Source organism: Terrabacter sp. 2RAF25, assembly GCF_052115265.1.
GTDB lineage: Bacteria > Actinomycetota > Actinomycetes > Actinomycetales > Dermatophilaceae > Terrabacter.
The window spans coordinates 88,854-105,521 of sequence record NZ_JBFRGJ010000007.1 but is presented as its reverse complement, the minus strand read 5'-3'; the positions used below and the strand labels follow the sequence as shown (position 1 = coordinate 105,521).

Genomic DNA, 16,668 nt, shown 5'->3' with positions numbered 1-16,668 from the left:
GCCGCTCCGCTTGCTGCTGCGGGGCTCAGACGATGGCGGCCGTAGCCGTCGACGTGCGAGCCACGCTGGTGTAGCCGGTCTTGCTGCCGGTCACCGTCACCGTGATGCGGGCGCCCCGGTTGGTGCTCGCGACCACGTACGTGGAGGCGGTGGCGCCGGTGATCGCCACGCCGTTGCGGCGCCACTGGTACTTCAGGGTGACGGGCGCCGGGCTCCACGTGCCGGCCGTCGCGGTGAGGCGGGAGCCGACCCGGGTGGTGCCGGTGATCTTCGGGACGGGCGACGCCGTGAGCGTGCCGGTGGCGACGGCCACGGTGGCGGCCGAGGTCTTCGCCACGGTCGTGAACGCGGTCTTGGCCCCGGTGACGGTGACGGTGATCCGCGCGGTGCGGTCGGCGGCGCCGAGCACGTAGGTGGACGCCACCGCGCCCGGGATGGCCACGCCGTTGCGGTTCCACTGGTACTTCAGCGTGACGGGCAGCGGACCCCACGTCCCGGCGGTGGCGGTGAGGCGGGAGCCGACCTTGGCCGTGCCGGTGATCGTCGGCACCGGCGTCGCGGACAGCACGCCCGTGGCTACGGCGGCCGTGGCGGCCGAGGTCTTCGTGACCGGCGTGTAGCCCGTCTTCGCGCCGGTCACGGCGACCGTGATCGTCGTGGCGCGGTCGGTCGCGGCGAGCAGGTAGGTCGCTGCCGTGGCACCGGTGATCGCCACGCCGTTGCGGCTCCACTGGTACTTCAGCGAGACCGGGAGCGGACCCCACGTGCCGGGCACCGCGGTGAGGGTCATGCCAACCCTGGCGGTGCCGCTGATCGCGACCGCGCTTGGCGCCGTGAGGATTCCGGGCGCGACGCCGGCCGTCGGGGCCGACCTCGTGGTCCGCGCGGCGTAGCCGGCGAGGGTGGCCGTCGTCTCGACCGTGACGGCCTTGCCCTGGTCGGCCGCGGCCGGTGTGTACGAGGCGGAGGTCGAGACGACCACCCCGCCGACGATCCAGCGGTGGTTCAGCGCAGTCGGGACCGGAGCCCAAGTGCCGTCCGTGACGGCGAGCGTCACCCCGACCCGGGCGGTTCCCGTGATGGTGGGCTGCGGTGCCGTCGTGAACAGGTGCAGCGACGAGAGCTCGACGTCGCGTCCCGTGAGGTGGGCGCCGTCGGCCAGCGTGACCGGGATCGGCGTCGATGCCACGCAGAGCGGGCCCCCGACGCGGGCGCCACCGCCGCCGTTGGTGAGGCACGCGTCCACCTCGATGCGGTAGTCACCAGCCGCCAGGCCGGAGACGACGTAGCTGCCGGTGCTGTCGCTGGATGCCGTCCCGGCGGCCTGCCCGTCGCTGGTGCGCACGATGCTGACAGTCGCACGCGCCACCGGGTTGGCCTGCGCCGTGATGGTGCCCGCGACCGAGGCGCTGCCGGTCGGCGGGGCTGCGAGCGTCGCGTTGACGCCGGTGACCGTCCGGCCCGCGACCACCGTCACGTTCGAGGGCGAGCCGCCGCCGCTCGACCACAGCTGCGTGGCGAGCCCGCTGCCGGAGAACCGCACCCGCACGACGCCGGGCAGCAGGCCGCCGAGCTCGTAGCCGTGGGTGCCGATGACGCTTGTGCTGCCCACGACGTGGTTGCCCGCGTCGAGCGCCTCGACCGTGATCTCGGTGCCCTGGGCCGCGGCCGGCGCCGTGACGGTGCCGGCGATGGTGCCGCCGAGGGGCACGGTGATCTGCCCGGCCGCCGTCGTCGTGCCGAGCGTGATGGCGTTGACGGTGCCGCTGCCCGCGGTCTGGCTGCCGCCGACCCACGTGCCGGCATACGGCATGACGGGCCCGAGGTGCAGGCGCACGTCGCCGGCGAGCAGCCCGCTGATGCGGAAGGTGCCGTCCGCGCCGGACAGGGTCGAGCTCGTGACGCCGGAGGCGTACATCGCGGTGACGTCGACGTTGGCCAGCGGCTTGCCGGCCTCGTTGACGAGCGACCCGGCGATGGAGCCGCCGACGACCGGCGCCACCGCGAGGGTGGTGGTCGGTGCCGTGACGGTCTGGGCCGGGAGGACGAGCTCCTGGGTGAAGTCGAGCAGGTGCACGGTCAGCGACCCGGCGGGCACGTCGAAGATGTCGAAGGTGCCGTCGGCGTTGACGCTGAACGTCGAGTAGGACTGCCCGGCAGCGTCCTCGAGGCTCACGCTGAGGTTGTTGAAGTCGGTCGTCGCCGCGCCCGGAGGCAGGGTGATGCGCCCCGACACGGTGCTCGTCGGCGCGGGGCCGGGCCCGACCGCGGGGAGGGCGATGTCGACGCCGGTGCGTGCCGTCGCCCCGGCGAGCGACACGAAGGTGGAGTCGGCCCACGTCGTCGTGTTGCCGAACCATCGGGTGGCGCCGGTGGAGCCGGTGGCCAGGACGGCGTACGTGCCCGTCGGCAGGCCGGCCACGGTGTAGCTGCCGGTGCCGCTCAGGGTGGCGCTGCCGAGCTGGGCGCCGGTGTTGATGTCGATGACGGAGACCTGCCCGGTGGAGGCACCCACCGACCCCTCGGTGACCCGCCCCGAGACGGAGGCCCCGGCCGCGAGCCTGATGGAGAGCCCGGTGACGGTGCCTCCCTTGGCGAGGTCGACCGGCGTTGCGGCGGCGCTGTCGACGGGCGAGCTGGTGGCCGTCCCGTAGTAGGTGACGAGCGTGCCGTCGGCCACGGCCGACAGCACGTAGCTGCCGGGGCCGAGCCCGCTGACGGCGAAGGTGCCGTCGGTGTTGATCGGGTAGACGTCCTTGAAGCCGCGGTCGGAGGCCGGCGACACCATGAGGTTGCCGCCGCCGGGCAGCGGGGTGCCGTCGGGCCTCAGCACGCGTCCGGAGATCGAGCCGCCGGGCACGAGGGCGAAGTTGGCGGTGTTCGCGACGCCGTCGAGAACGACGACGGGGGTGGCGCTCGCCTGGGAGGACGCGTTGTCGAACCACTGCGTGGCGAGCGGGGAGCCCGCGGCCGGCATCACGCGCACGCGGTAGCTGCCGGCCGGCAGGCCCTGGGCGTTGAAGTTGCCGCCGATGTCGGTGGTGGCGAACCCCGAGCCGGTGCCGTTGTCGGCAGGCGTCACGTCGACCGTCGCGTCGGGAACGGGTGCGCCGCTCTCGTCGGTGACGGTGCCGAAGATCGAGCCGGCCTGTGTCATCTGGACGTTGCGGCCCGTGACGGTCTCCGCGGCGTTGACGGGGACGGGCGTGCCCGCGTCGCGGGTGGGCACGCCGGAGGCCGAGGTGGACGACCACCACGTGGTCTGGAAGCCGAGGGACTGGCCGTCGAACGACAGGTCGTACGCGCCCGGCGCGAGTCCGCCGATGGTGAAGTTGCCGTCGATGTCGGTGGTGACCGACGACCACGTGTCGGTGCCGACGGGGGCGGCCGCCACCACGACGTCGGCGACGCCGAACACGCCGTCAGGTGTGGTGGCCCGCCCGGAGATGGAGCCGGCGAGCACGAGGGTCGCGTCCATCCCCGCGCGCGAGCTGCCGGCCGTCAGGACGGCGTATGCCGCACGCGACCGCTGCTGGGAGCCGTCCCACCACTGCTCGGTGTAGGCGCTCGCGACCGGCGGGAGCACGTGCACGGTGTAGACGTCGGCGGGCAGGCCCGCGAGCGTCCAGGCCCCGAGGGCGTCGGTGGTCGCGGTGAGGGTGCCGCCGGTGGAGATGGGGTCGGAGTCGGCGGCCACGGCCACGACGAGCGCGCCGGCCAGCGGCGTCGAGGTCGACCCGGCATACACGTGTCCGCTCATCGTGGCGGTCGTGTCGACTGCGGCTGCGAGGAGGCTGCGGGTGGCGGGAGCGCTGCCCGCCGGCAGCACCATCGCGCGGCCGGTGACGCTCGCGCCCTTGCCGACGGCGAAGAACGTGGGGGCGTCGGTGGCGGCCTTCATGCCGTAGGACCACGCGACGCGCCCGGCGCTGCGGAAGGTGAGCGTGTAGGTGCCCGCCGCGAGCCCGCGCACGGTGAAGGTGCCGTCGGCGGCGGTGGTGACGCTGCTGCCGGTGACGTCGCCACCGGCCTGCTCGCGCGGGGTGACGAGCACGTTGGGCAGGGGCTTGCCCGCCGCGTCGACGACGCGGCCGGAGACCGTCGCGCCCCGGGTCAGGGACGCGTCGAGGCCGTTGAGCGTGCTGCCCGCGCTCGCGCTGAGGATGCCGGCGCCGTCGCGGGTCGCTGCCGCCGACCACCACTGCGAGAGGTATGCCGTGTCGGTGGCGTCGAACTGGAGGTCGTAGCTGCCGGGGGGCAGGTCGCTCATCGTCCACGAGCCGGTGGAGCCGGTGGTCGCGGTCGTCACCGGCGTGAAGCCGGCGGAGCCGTGCGGGATCGCCTTGACGACGACGCCCGTGACGGGGCCGCTGCCGTCGGCGGCGGTGACCTGGCCCGAGGCGGTCGCGGGCCCGGCGGTCGCGGTCGGCTGGCTGGTGCCGGCGGCGGTCGCGGTGCCGGCCGCGAAGGCCGAGGCCGAGCCGGTCAGCCCCTGCCCGACGAGCAGTGCGACGACGGCGAGCAGAACAAGAATGCGGTGCCGGACCGGTGAGCGGTCAGACGGCAGCGCGCGCAGCGACATGGTCACTGGAATCCCCCCAGGCGTGACGTGGTTCCCCTGCATCGAAGGTAGCCAGCAGGTCACGTGCGCAAGGGCAGAACAGCAGATTCTCGGTAAACGACCCCGGCCGTATGCGGCCAAAGCGTGCGCACGCGTAAGGGGGCCGTCACAAACGTGTCAGGAACTCGTCACTCTCGCGGGCGGATCGTGCCCCCTCGGCGGGTGGCGGGCAGCTCAGACGGTGAGGGCGAGCGAGCCGAGGGCGATGAGCCAGCTGACGAAGCTGCCGACGAGGAAGTACTCGGTGACGTCGTCGATGCCGGCGGGGCCGCCGGGGTAGGAGCCGCCGCCCGGGTCGGCCGGGTTGCCGGACGAGGTGCGGGCGGCAGCCTGGATCTCGGGGAAGCGGAGCAGGCCCTTGGCGGCGATGACGAGACCGGCAGCGCCGAACTCACCCGCGAGGCCGAGGCCGAGGATGACGAAGCGCTCCATCGGGCCGAGCAGACGCCCGCCCTTGAGCCGGTCGGCCGGCTGGCCCGTGGTCGGGGGAGCGGGGCGCCCGGCCTGCGAGGCGGCCGCTGCGGCGGCAGCGTTGGCGTTGGTGACGTCGGAGGGGCGCAGGGCCCCGATGGCGAGCAGCACGAGCCGCACGATCGTGTTGGCGGTGGCGACGTTGAACAGCGCGAGTCCTGCGAGCAGCAGGACACGCCCGGGCGTGAGGGAGCCGTGGCCGGGCAGGTCTGCCCAGTGCAGCCACGTCGCGAGCGGACCGCCGGCCGGGCTCGCGCCGCCGGAGAAGGCGAGCAGCCCGACGACGATGCCGGCGAAGGTGGCGAGCCCCGCAAGGGCCCGCCGGCCGGTCATCTGAGTCTGCCGCGACAGTTCGGCCCAGCCGGCCCCGGCCGCCGCCGCGAGGGCCAGCGCGAGCCAGTCGGCCCACGTCCCCATGCCGGCGAGCAGGCCGATGGCCACGATGACGACCGGCGCGACGACGTGCGCGACGACACGCCCGGGGCGCCACGACGTCGACCGGATGACGTCGCCGACCCCGATGCCGACGAGGGCGATCGACAGCCAGGTCACGGCAGGCCGCCGAGCGTGATCATCGCCTCGAGCGCGACCCCGATGCCGTCGCGGCGCACCCGCTGCGACACGGCAGACGGGCTGATGCCGACGGCGGCGGCGAGGTCGTGCTGGGCCCGGCCGTGCATGAGTCCTCCGAGGATCTGGCGAGAGGTGGTCGACAGCGAGCCAACCATGAAGTCCAGACAATCCAGGGCAGCCTGCACGGCCGCAACCTGAGCGGGCGGTTCGTCGGGGGCCAGGTATGCCGTCCGCGACGTGCGCGTCTGCGCGCGCCCCGCCTTCTCCTCGGCCAGCACGATGGCATCGCGCGCGGCCCAGTAGGCCGGCCCGTCGTGAATGCCACGGACCGGGTCGAGCGTCGACACGGCTCCGCGCCCGACGCCGAAGCGCACATCAGCGGTGCCGTGCAGCTCGGCGCGGATGAGGAAGCTCGCCCGCAGGGCGTCGCCGAGCGTGGGGTAGACCCCCTGGAACTCGTCGCCTAGCGTGATGACGGCAGGGTCGTCGACGGGCACGTCGGCGTTGGCCTGCGCGAGCGCTGCCTCCACGGCGTCGTGCAGCCCCTGCCGGTCGCGGTGCGTGCGCGACTCCACGATGTCCCCGATCAGCGCCACGGGCACAGCTGGAGCCTTCAGTTCGGCCATATGAAGATCATATCTTCAAGCCGGACAGAAGTAGAGTGATACTTCACATGTAGAGAATATGACTGAAATGTCCGAAAACAGAGTCACCCGCCGATCTGATACGTACCGTTTTCGGCATGACCGCTAACCCTGCTGCTTCGCCCGGACGGCGCCGCGTGCTCACGGGCCTCGGCGGCGGCTCCGCCCTGGCGGTGACGCAGGCACTGGCCGGACCCGCGAAAGCCGCGACAGCCGCCCCGCAGGCAACATCCGCTGCGACTGCCGCGCTGGCCGCAGACACAACCACCTCCGACCCGGTGCTTCACCTGTTACGTCGCGCCACCTTTGGGCCGACCCCTGCGCTACTCGCTGAGGTTCGATCCACCGGCACTACCGCATGGCTCGACGCCCAGTTAGCGCCGTCCGCGGTGGCTGACGCGGCAATGGACGCGGTTGTCACGCGTTGGCCCCGTCTTAACTGGAAGACCTGGGAGGTTCGCGAGCGAGTCCCTGTCAGCAGTTCGGGTGACGTGATGTATGACCTGCTTGAGTCGCACATGTCTCGAGCAATCTTCTCCCGCCGTCAGCTATTCGAGACCGCAGTTGACTTCTGGACGAATCATCTCGTTGTCCCGGTGCCGAGTACAGAGGTGTGGGACAGCGCGCACCTCTTCCAGCGGGACGTGATCCGCAAGCACGCACTTGGCAAGTACTCCGACATGCTCAACGCTGCCGCCCGGCATCAGTCGATGCTCAAGGTGCTCGACAACTCCGACAGCCACAAGAAGGCCCCGAACGAGAACTACGGGCGCGAGCTGCTCGAGCTGCACACCGTCGGCGTCGGCAGTTACACGGAGGTTGACGTAAAACAGTCGGCGCTCGCCCTCACGGGGCTGGGTGTCGACTCAGAGTCTGGCCTCTACTCCTACAAGCCGCAGCGCCGGTTCGTCGGAGCAGTGAAGGTGATGGGCTGGACACACGCCAACACTTCTCCCGAGGGCGGTGACGCCGTCGCGACCTCCTACCTCAACTACCTCGCGACACATCCGGCCACGGCCAACCGGATCGCGACCAAGCTGGCCATACGCTACGTGTCGGACGCACCGCCGGCGACCCTCGTAACCAAATTGGCGCAGGCCTACTTGGTCAACGGGACCGCGATCGCCCCAGTCCTGCGAGTCCTCTTCCTGTCGCCGGAGTTCGCTGCCTCGATCGGTCAGAAGGTCAGGACGCCCTACGAGGATGCGCTCGCCAGCATCCGGATCATGGGGCTCACGCCGGAGCCCATGCCGGCACCTGGGAAGAGCGAGCTGCGTAACCTCCTGTGGCTGACTGGAACCTTCGGACAGGCGCCGATGGGCTGGCCGGCACCGAACGGCTACCCGGACGTGGCCGCAGCCTGGGGAGGTGCTTCCGGGATGGTCAATCGCTGGAACTTCCACCTCGGGCTCACCGGCAACTGGTCCTTGACCACGATGGCGCGTCCCGCGCTCGCCACCTGGGTGCCTTCGCCACTCCCGATGACCTATGCCGCCCTCGTCGATGCGCTGGCAGCGAAGCTGCTCATCACCCTGAGCGCCGCCCAGCGCGACGCCATCTGCCGTTTCGTCGATCACGCCCCCACTGATGCGCTTACGGCGGGGGCGGCCGCGGTGACCTGGAAACTGCCGTACGTCGTCGCGCTCATGCTCGACTCCCCGAACTTCGCGACCCGTTGAGGATCACCATGACCAGTTCGTTCAGCCCAGCCGCCGGGGCCGGCGTGCCGGAGTGCAGCTGCCCGCAAGGGCGGGCCGCAGCGTCGGTGGTGTCACGGCGCACCCTTCTTGCGGGGGCCGGGGCTCTCGGAGCACTTGGGGCCGTGGTCGGCGTCGCCGGCGAGAGCGCAGCCACTCAGCTCGCTTTCGCGGCCGACTCGTACACGGGTGACACACTCGTCGTCCTGAGCCTGCGAGGCGGCTTCGACGGCCTGTCAGCCGTCGCGCCGGTGGGCGATCCCTCGTACTTCGCCGCCAGGCCATCGATCGGCATCCCGGTGTCACGCGCCATCAGGCTGGATGCGATGTTCGGCCTTCATCCTGCGCTCGCTCCGCTCAAGGCGATCTGGGACGCAGGCGGCCTCGCCGCCGTGCATGCGGTCGGTCAGGTGAACCCTACGCGGTCGCACTTCGAGGCCATGACCACGATGGAGAACGCTGCACCCGGCTCCACAATCCGCACCGGCTGGCTCGATCGGATGATCGGCCTGACCGGGCCCGTGTCCACGTTCGGCTCAACAGCCGTAGGCGCCGCGTCGACGCCTCCCTCGATGATCGGTCCGAGCCCGGAAATCGCGGTCCAGAGCGTCGACGGGTTCGCGATCTCAGGTGCCGGGACGGCCACCGAGCAGGCGCGCTGGGCGACAGTCATCAATGCGCTTTATGCTGGTGCGCCGCCGGCCCTGGCTGCACCCGCTAAGGCTGCAGTGGAGGCTGTCTCGACGATGTCGAGCCTCAAGGCGGCGGGCTACGTGCCGGCCAATGGTGCGGTCTACCCCAAGGGAGCCGTCGGCGACTCGCTGCGTGACCTGGCGCGGCTCATCAAGGCCGGCGTCGGGCTCCGCGCGGCCACGATCGACGTCGGCAACTGGGATATGCACACGGGGCTCGGCTCGAGCGATTCCGGATGGATGTTCCGACAGCTGACCGAGCTCGGCCAGGCGCTGGCTGCCTTCAACCAAGATCTTGGTTCCAAGATGGCCGACGTCACCCTGGTGACGTTGAGCGAGTTCGGGCGCCGTGTCGCGGAGAACGCCTCCGGCGGCCTGGACCACGGGCACGGCAACGTCTCTCTTGTGATGGGTGGAGGAGTCCGCGGCGGCAAGGTCTACGGTCGCTGGCCGGGGCTGGCGGCAGCCAGCCTCGTGGACGGGGACCTGGCCGGCACGACCGACTATCGCACTCTCCTTGCTGAAGCTCTCGAGCAGCGCGCAAAGCTCTCGTCCGCAACTGTGTTTCCGGGTCTTGCAAGCGGCCGTCTCGGCATGTTTGCCCCCAAAGCCTGAGGGTCAGCTCAGTCGTCGAGGATGGGGCGCCCCTGGTCGTCGACGGCCGCGTTGGAGATGGTGTCGGTTGAGCCGCTGATGTCGAGGTTCTCCCGCCGCTCACCGGTGATCCAGGCATACGTTGTGCCCGCGATCAGGCCACCGATGATCGGGGCGACCCAGAAGGCCCATAGCTGTCCAACCGCGCCGTTGCCGTTGAAGAAGGCGACGGCAGTGGATCGGGCTGGGTTGATTGACGCATTGCTGATGGGAATGGCGACGAGGTGCGCCAACAGCAGCCCGAAGCCGATTGCGAGAGGGGCGAAGCCCTTGGGGGCGTCGTCCTTCGTCGCGCCCAGGATGATGTAGACGAAGAAGGCGGTCACGAGAGCCTCGACGACGAGCACGCCGCCCAGGCCGAACCCTCCGGGGGAGTGACTGCCGTAGCCATTGGCCGCGAGGTTGCCAGTGGTTGGCAGTCCCTTCGACGAGACAAGGCCGGCGAGGGCGCCGCCCGCGAGCAGGCCGCCGACCAGCTGGGCTCCGACGTAAGCCGGCACCTCACGCCACTCGAAGCGTTGAGCGATGGCGATGCCGATGGTCACGGCTGGGTTGAAGTGGGCCCCGGAGACGTGACCCACGGCGTAGGCCATGGTTGTAACGGCCAGGCCGAACGCGATGGCGACGCCGAGGTGGCCGATGCCGAGTTGCACAGGCTGGCCATCGAGGGCCTGCACGGCGAACTTCGCGTTGAAGATCGCGGAGCCGCAACCGATGAAGACGAGCCAGAAGGTCCCGAGGGCCTCGACTGCGAGTCGTGAGCTCATCTTGGGGGTGTACATCGGGCTCCTCACCAGGACATCGACCTCGAACCTCCCGGGGTTCCCCGGTGCTCGCAGCGTAGTGCTGAACCTAGCGCTGAGGGTGGCTGCGGCACGCGCGTCCAAGTTGTGCGGAAAGGGTGTCCGTTGCCCGGATGGTTGGCATTGACCGAGTCATATCGGTTGTACCCTTTGAGTCGTTACTCCCTCCACCGGCAACACCAGTCACATACGCAACCCCTGTTTCAGGAGCACACCTTGTCGCCGTCGGTGCAGCGCAGAGCCCTCATGATGCGCACCTTGTGGTGCGCGGTCGACGCCATTATCTGGGTGGCGGCCCTCTACTTGGCCGTCTGGCTTCGACTCGACTTCGCGCTGAGCCCTGAGTTCGCGAGTGGGACCGCCAAGTTCGCCCTCGCAGCCGCTCTAGGCCAAGCCATCGTTGGACACCTGCTCGGCCCCTACGCCGTGGGACACCTTCGCGGCTCCTTTGAAGAGGTCATCGACCTCGGGATCACGGTCTCGATCGTGACCGCTGGCTTGTTCGTCTGGGCCCTTGTCAGCAGCCCGACCATCGTGCCGCGCGGAGTGCCGCTGACAGCAGCCGCGGTGAGTTTGATCCTGATGTATGCCATCCGCTTCGTCGTGCGAACCGCCAGGGCCCACGGCGCTCAGGCTGGCGATGAGACTCGACGGGTCATCATCTTCGGCGCCGGGGAGGCTGGTCATCGGTTGCTTCGCGCCATGCTGCGTGACAGGGAAAGCGGCTTTCAGCCTGTCGCACTCCTGGACGACGATCGCGCCAAGGCGCGCCTGCGCATGGAAGGGATCAAGGTTCGCGGGACTCGAACGGACATCGCGGCGGTGGCCGAGAAGTTCCAGGCAGACATACTCGTGCTCGCGGTGCCGAACGCGGAGGCCGGCCTGTTGCGTGAGCTCGCCGCCAAGGCTGCGGACGCAGGCATCGATGTCTTGAGCCTCCCGCCGCTCAAGGACATCATGGGTGGGCGCCCCACGACCGCCGACCTCCGTGACCTAGATGTTGCCGACCTGTTGGGGCGCCGCCCCGTCAAGCTTGACACCACTGTCATTGCAGAGCAGATCTCGGGCCGCACAGTGCTTGTTACCGGGGCCGGGGGATCAATCGGCTCAGAACTGTGTCGCCAGATCGCTCGGTTCGGTCCGGCCAAGCTCTTCCTCCTTGACCGCGACGAGTCCGGCCTGCAAGCAACGCAGATGAGCCTGACCGGCCACGGTCTGCTCGACTCGGACGATCTGATCTTGGCCGACATCCGTGACCCGAAGGCGCTCCAAGAAGCCTTCGAGCGCGCCCGGCCAGAGGTCGTCTTTCACGCCGCCGCGCTCAAGCACCTCCCCCTGCTCGAGGCGCACCCGCTAGAGGCGTGGAAGAGCAACGTCATCGGCACTCTCAACGTCCTCACCGCCGCGGAAGCGGTTGGTGTCTCAACCTTCGTCAACATCTCTACCGACAAGGCGGCTAACCCGACCTGCGTGCTCGGCTACAGCAAGCGGCTAGCCGAGCGCCTCACCGCAGACTTCGCTCGCCGCGCCCGCGGCCGCTTTGTGTCGGTGCGCTTTGGAAACGTGCTCGGGTCTCGAGGCTCGGTCGTGCACGCGTTCACCGCACAGATCGAGATGGGCGGCCCGATCACGGTGACCCACCCGGACGTTCGCCGCTACTTCATGCTCATTCCCGAAGCCTGCCAGCTGGTCCTGGAAGCCGCATCCATCGGTGTAGACGGCGAGGTCATGGTGCTCGAGATGGGTGAGCAGGTCAAGATCCTCGAGGTGGCGCAGACGCTCATCCGCATGAGCGGCCGCAGGGACATCGACGTCGTCTTCACCGGGCTACGCCCGGGAGAGAAGCTCGGTGAAGAGCTCTTCTCCCCGAATGAAGAGAGGCGCAGCACTGATCACCCGCTTGTCGACAGTGTGACAGTGCCTCTCATCGATGTCGGCCTGGTACGTGATGCGCCCTTTGGCGGCGCTGAGGCCGCTGTTATCTGGATGAAGACCGAGGCTCTCGTGGCTCAGGACCGTAAGTTGGAGGCCGCATCTTGAGCAGGAACTATGTGTCAAGGGCTAAGGTCACCGAGGTCGAGGAGAAGTACGTCCTCGACGCTCAAAGACCAGGGTCGATCGCGCCGCTAGCCCTGTCCCAGACTAGCTGCCGCTATCAAGGACGCCGTTACCCCGGCCGCCACGCCTCAGGCCCTGAAGCCGGCGCCGCCCGTGACCTGCCGGCCCTCGTGCTTTGCAGCCGCGCGGAATGACCGGCAGTTGCCGACGATGCAGCCAGGGGTAGGCGCGCCCGTGGATAGAGTAGAGGTGGCCCCTTATGCGCGTCGGTCTAGTCGAGGGGCAAAAAAGTGACGCGGATTCTGTTGCTGTCTAACATCTTCCCGTCCGAAGCGAACCCCGCCGCAGGTACGTTCGTGAAGGCGCGGATTCGGGCACTCGAGGACCTCGGGGTGAGCGTTGACGCCGTAGGGGTGGGCGCCCGCGGTAGGCGCGTGGATGGGCGTAAAGCCGCGGAGTTCATCGACGCAACGGTGACTGCCTCGCATTTTCAGAGACTCGCGCTGAGGGGCAGGGCTGTCTCGCGAACATTGGAGCGCGAGACAGCGGTGGCTATCTCGTCCGCCTTGGACCTTACGCGCTATGACGGCGTGATGGCTCACGGCATGTTCTCGTTGGGCGCTGGTTCTGTCGCGGCCGTGCTCCTGGAGAAGCACGGCTTGCCGTTCACAGTCCACCTCCACGGGAGCGACATCAACACGGTGATGCCGAGGAACCCCGCCGCTACGGCGAGGGTGCTGGAGACCGCCACAGCTTCTCTCTTCGTTAGCAAGGCATTACTCGCACGAGCGAGAGAACTCGGCTACTCGGGCGGCAACAGCGTTGTGACCGGCAATGGCGTCGAGTTAGACACGTTTCGCCTGGCGTCGAAGCGTCCACGCATCGCCGGAGAACTCCACCTGATCTTCGTCGGAAATCTCCTGCCAGTGAAGGGGGCAGATCGTCTACCCGAGGTGTTTGAGGCAGTGCGTAAGCGGCACCCGTCAGTGAGCCTGACAGTGGTTGGTGACGGGCCCCTCCGCGGCGACCTAGAGCAGAGGTTGGCTGGTCGTCGAGTCACTTTCGTCGGAAGGGTCAGTCCAGAACGGGTTGCTACCCTCGTGGGGGAAGCGGATGTGACGGTTCTGCCGAGTCGCAGCGAGGGGTGGCCCACCGTTATTAACGAGAGTTACGCCGTTGGAACGCCTGTCGTGGGCGTGGACGTCGGTGGAGTCGCTGAGGCCCTGATCGACCCTCGCTGGGCGGTGACCCCCGGCAAGGCCGTGATCGAGAACTTGGCCCTCGTCGCCGAACTGGCGGCAGCTGAGGCCGTGCCCGAGGTTTTGCGACGCCGAGCCAGCGAGTTTGAGTGGTCGCGCATCGCCCGTGCTGAGTTGGATGCCTTGATGAAAGACCTGCCTTGAAGCCTACTGTCGCTGTGCAGGTCCCCGTAAAGACGAGGGGTGGCCCCAGCGCCCTGGTGTCGGTGCTTGCCGTGGCATTCGCGTTCTCGGTCCCGTTCGACCCGATTGCTCTGGTGGCTGGCAGGTCGCTGACGTTCCCAGTGGGTGTCCTGCTGATCGGCGTCGTCGGGCTGGATCTGGTGGGGGGCCGACGCGGCGGCCGGATGCCGCCTATGCTCCAGGGCCTCCTCGCGGCCTACCTGGCCTGGGTGGTCTTCACGAACTTTTGGTCTCTCGACCCGCAGGCGTCTGAGGCCACCACTATCCAGCTCTTCCTGAGGGTCGCGTTCCTCGCAGCGTTGTCGTACGCCTTGCCGGTCGTTCCGCGCCGCGTCGTCGTGGGTTACGTATTTGGGGCGGCAGTTCTGGGAGGCGCACTACTTCGCTTCGGCCAGGAGGAGCTCACGGGTCGTATCACCTTGATGGGTGCCGATGAAAACGCCCTGGGTCTTTCGCTGACCGTGGGCATCGGCCTGGCAGTTGCTCTCGTGGTCTCCTCCAAACGTTCCGCCATGGTCTTCTGGTTGGCGTTGGCTGCTGTCATGGCAGCGGGTGTGCTTGCCACCGGCTCGCGCACCGGATTCGTGGCGATGGGCATTGCAGCGATCGCGCCCGTCCTCTCGCGACTGACTGTCAGGCGTTTCGCCCAGGTGGTCGTGGTAGGCCTCATCGCTGTTCTCGCTTTCCAGGTCGCTTTGGCGCGGGGCTTGGTTTCCGACCGTGTTGCGTCGTTCCTCGAGACAGGAGAAGCCACGGGAGACACGCGAGCCTTCATCGTTTCGCAGTTCTTCGCCAACCCCGACTGGATGCTGGCGGGGGTTGGCCCGCAGGCCGACGCCGAGTTCCTTCGACGTGCAACAGGCGAGTTCGCCTACGTACACAACCTGCTGCTCGGTGCCTGGGTACAGTTGGGCATCGTAGGTGTGACGCTGCTCATTGTGATCCTGATCTACGCGGCCTTCTCTGGGTGGAAGTCCTCCAGGCGTGATTGGTTTCTGGCAGCAGCCCTCCCCATGACGATCTATGCAGCGACACTGCCTGGCCAAACCTCCAACGTGTATTGGTTCGTCATCGCCCTAGGCACCGCCGTCGCAGCCAGTGCACGCGCGCAATCCCCCGCAACTCAACACGGAAGTAGAGCGCTGTGACACGTCTGGCTGGAAAAAAGGTTCTGCATGTCCTGGGGGGGTCGGCCTACGGAGGCGGATCGAAGGTCATCCTGAACCTCGCTAGGGCGGCGCTGGCCGAGGGTGCGCAGGTCGATATCCTGACCACCAATGACCAGATGGCACGCGAGGCCCGAGCCGCGGGTGTCGGTGTCGTGCACGTCGATGTCATCCGACGGTCAATCCATCCTGTCAGGGACCTGCGGGGACTCCTCGGCCTGATAAGCCTGCTTCGCAGGCATAAGTACGACATGGTGCACACGCACACCAGCAAGGCAGGAATCATCGGCCGGGTCGCGGCGCGTGTCGCAGGTGTTCCGTTCATCCTCCACACGATGCACGGCTTGGCCTTCCATGAGCGCTCACCGAAGTGGCAAGTCCTGGCGGTGGGCGTTGCCGAGCGGTTCGGAGCCGCGTTCTGCGACTTGGTCGTGTCCGTCAGCCACAGCCACGGGGATCTAGCCTTACGGCTGCGTCTCGTCCCGGAGGGCAAGCTTGTCGTAATCCCCAACGGGATCCGTGAGGCGCTGCCCGTGCAACCGTCGGCAGTAAATTCCGTGCGGAAAGAACTGAGCGAGGGCGGCATGCGAACCATCCTGCTCTGTCATGGACGTCTGGCGACGCAGAAGGGCATCGAGTACCTGTTGGATGCCTTGGCACTTCTACAGAGCGAGGGTGCCCTGCCCCGCGACGTGCGACTCGCGGTAGCCGGCGAAGGTCCTTTGGGTCAGGACCTCAAGGTGCGGGCCGAACAACTTGGACTGTGCGACTCGGTTTGGTTCCTCGGCTTCCGCACCGACATTGACGCGCTGCTCGATGCCAGCGATGTGGTCGTCCTGCCGTCTCTACGGGAGGGCTTGTCCATCGCCCTGATGGAGGCGATGGCCAGAGGGTGTCTGGTGGCTGTCTCCGACATCCCCAACAACGCAGAGTTGATTAAGCACGGGCGCAACGGCTTGGTGTACGCAACGGCTGACGTACGGGCGCTCGCCCGAGCGCTCAAGCCGCTGATCGACGACCCCGCAGCCTTTGGGTCACTGGCGCGTCAGGCGAAAGCCGATGTGGAGTCCACCCACTCGCTACGAGCGATGCAGGAAGCATACGTTGACGTCTATGCTTCCGGGCTTGCCTTCCATGGACGTTGAAAGCAGGCCAGCACGCGCCCGTCGTGGCGCGCGTAGTTTCCTAGTTTGGTCCACCCGTTGTTGGCGTACCAGCGCATCACGGCGTCGTTGCCAACGGCGTCCGTCGTCAGGTAGGCGGCGTTAGCCTTTCCGGACTCGGCCACTTGGTCAAGCCACGCCAGCATCAAGCGGCGACCGGTTCCATTGCTCTGTGCTGCAGGTGCAACGCAGATCGAACTCAACAGGGCGTGGCCGTCGACCGGCCACGGAACGGGCGTTCCGTGTCGAAGACCATCGAGGATGCGGTGCACCGCCCTCGGGCGTCTGAGAAGCGCTGCACCCACGGCCACCGACAGGCGGACAGGATTCAGTTTGATCATCTCCCGGTAGAAGGAGTCGGGTGAGCTGGTCCCTGCCACGACACCAACCACGTCTCCACGTCCGCCGAGCGCCACCACACAGTGCGCCGCTGGAGACAGGACATGCGCGCGGTAGAACTCTCGCAGAACTCTCGCACCCAGTGAAGACAGGAAGAACCCGGGGAATGCCTCCAAGTGCACCCGCGCGGCTGCGTCCAGATGCTGAGTCGTGAGGGGGCCGAGGGCAGGGAGTTCGTCGTTTACGTCCGCCGTGAGGGGGCCCACTGCAGGGAGTTGGTCGATTTCCTCCGTGTTGTTCACGTTCGTTATGATACCGGTTCCGTCGAAGATCAAAATTGGAGGC

At 68.3% G+C, this 16,668-nt stretch carries 11 protein-coding genes; 6 read left to right on the top strand and 5 right to left on the bottom strand.

Annotated elements, in window-relative coordinates; all coding sequences use genetic code 11:
- Positions 1 to 25: 25 nt before the first annotated feature.
- The 3 genes from AB4091_RS17460 to AB4091_RS17450 all read right to left on the bottom strand — a co-directional run bounded on the left by AB4091_RS17460 (position 26) and on the right by AB4091_RS17450 (position 6,291).
- Entirely contained in the window at positions 26 to 4,582 is a 4,557-nt protein-coding gene (locus AB4091_RS17460; protein WP_442293312.1) for a beta strand repeat-containing protein, read from the bottom strand.
- A gap of 213 nt (positions 4,583 to 4,795) precedes the next feature.
- Positions 4,796 to 5,644, bottom strand: a complete 849-nt coding sequence (locus AB4091_RS17455) for a hypothetical protein (RefSeq protein ID WP_442293310.1) — start codon at positions 5,642 to 5,644, stop codon at positions 4,796 to 4,798.
- The gene (locus AB4091_RS17450) at positions 5,641 to 6,291 is read right to left on the bottom strand and encodes a SatD family protein (protein WP_442293308.1); all 651 of its coding nucleotides are present in this window, start codon (positions 6,289 to 6,291) and stop codon (positions 5,641 to 5,643) included. The genes AB4091_RS17455 and AB4091_RS17450 overlap by 4 nt, the downstream gene beginning before the upstream one ends.
- A gap of 116 nt (positions 6,292 to 6,407) precedes the next feature.
- Between AB4091_RS17450 and AB4091_RS17445 the strand changes: the two genes are divergently transcribed.
- A complete protein-coding gene (locus AB4091_RS17445) occupies positions 6,408 to 7,988 on the top strand; it encodes a DUF1800 domain-containing protein (RefSeq protein ID WP_442293306.1) in 1,581 nt (526 codons plus the stop codon).
- A gap of 143 nt (positions 7,989 to 8,131) precedes the next feature.
- On the top strand, positions 8,132 to 9,313 hold the full coding sequence (locus AB4091_RS17440) for a DUF1501 domain-containing protein (protein ID WP_442293304.1): 1,182 nt from the start codon (positions 8,132 to 8,134) through the stop codon (positions 9,311 to 9,313).
- A gap of 8 nt (positions 9,314 to 9,321) precedes the next feature.
- Here the strand turns inward: AB4091_RS17440 and aqpZ are convergent, their stop codons facing one another.
- Positions 9,322 to 10,134 carry an aquaporin Z gene (aqpZ, locus tag AB4091_RS17435; RefSeq protein WP_442293302.1) on the bottom strand — a complete coding sequence of 271 codons (813 nt, stop codon included), beginning with the start codon at positions 10,132 to 10,134 and terminating at the stop codon, positions 9,322 to 9,324.
- A 267-nt stretch (positions 10,135 to 10,401) separates the two neighbouring features.
- Here aqpZ and AB4091_RS17430 point away from each other — a divergent pair, with 267 nt between their 5' ends.
- From AB4091_RS17430 to AB4091_RS17415, 4 genes are all read left to right on the top strand, one after another.
- Positions 10,402 to 12,195: a polysaccharide biosynthesis protein gene (locus AB4091_RS17430; protein ID WP_442293300.1), complete on the top strand. Its 1,794-nt coding sequence runs from the start codon at positions 10,402 to 10,404 to the stop codon at positions 12,193 to 12,195.
- Positions 12,196 to 12,503: 308 nt separating this feature from the next.
- Complete coding sequence (locus AB4091_RS17425) at positions 12,504 to 13,616, top strand: glycosyltransferase (protein ID WP_442293298.1); 1,113 nt, start codon at positions 12,504 to 12,506, stop codon at positions 13,614 to 13,616.
- A 71-nt stretch (positions 13,617 to 13,687) separates the two neighbouring features.
- Positions 13,688 to 14,803 (top strand): O-antigen ligase family protein, encoded by a 1,116-nt coding sequence (locus AB4091_RS17420; RefSeq protein WP_442293296.1) that lies wholly within the window; start codon positions 13,688 to 13,690, stop codon positions 14,801 to 14,803.
- Positions 14,800 to 15,966 carry a glycosyltransferase family 4 protein gene (locus AB4091_RS17415; RefSeq protein WP_442293294.1) on the top strand — a complete coding sequence of 389 codons (1,167 nt, stop codon included), beginning with the start codon at positions 14,800 to 14,802 and terminating at the stop codon, positions 15,964 to 15,966. The genes AB4091_RS17420 and AB4091_RS17415 overlap by 4 nt, the downstream gene beginning before the upstream one ends.
- Here the strand turns inward: AB4091_RS17415 and AB4091_RS17410 are convergent.
- Positions 15,933 to 16,625: a GNAT family N-acetyltransferase gene (locus AB4091_RS17410; RefSeq protein ID WP_442293292.1), complete on the bottom strand. Its 693-nt coding sequence runs from the start codon at positions 16,623 to 16,625 to the stop codon at positions 15,933 to 15,935. The genes AB4091_RS17415 and AB4091_RS17410 overlap by 34 nt on opposite strands.
- Positions 16,626 to 16,668: the final 43 nt, after the last annotated feature.

Excerpts from the sequence above, each read along its gene's own strand:
- aqpZ (WP_442293302.1), bottom strand. The coding sequence starts at position 10,134 with ATGTACACCCCCAAGATGAGCTCACGACTCGCAGTCGAGGCCCTCGGG.
- AB4091_RS17450 (WP_442293308.1), bottom strand. The coding sequence starts at position 6,291 with ATGGCCGAACTGAAGGCTCCAGCTGTGCCCGTGGCGCTGATCGGGGAC.
- AB4091_RS17430 (WP_442293300.1), top strand. The coding sequence starts at position 10,402 with ATGATGCGCACCTTGTGGTGCGCGGTCGACGCCATTATCTGGGTGGCG.
- AB4091_RS17445 (WP_442293306.1), top strand. The coding sequence starts at position 6,408 with ATGACCGCTAACCCTGCTGCTTCGCCCGGACGGCGCCGCGTGCTCACG.
- AB4091_RS17460 (WP_442293312.1), bottom strand. The coding sequence starts at position 4,582 with ATGTCGCTGCGCGCGCTGCCGTCTGACCGCTCACCGGTCCGGCACCGC.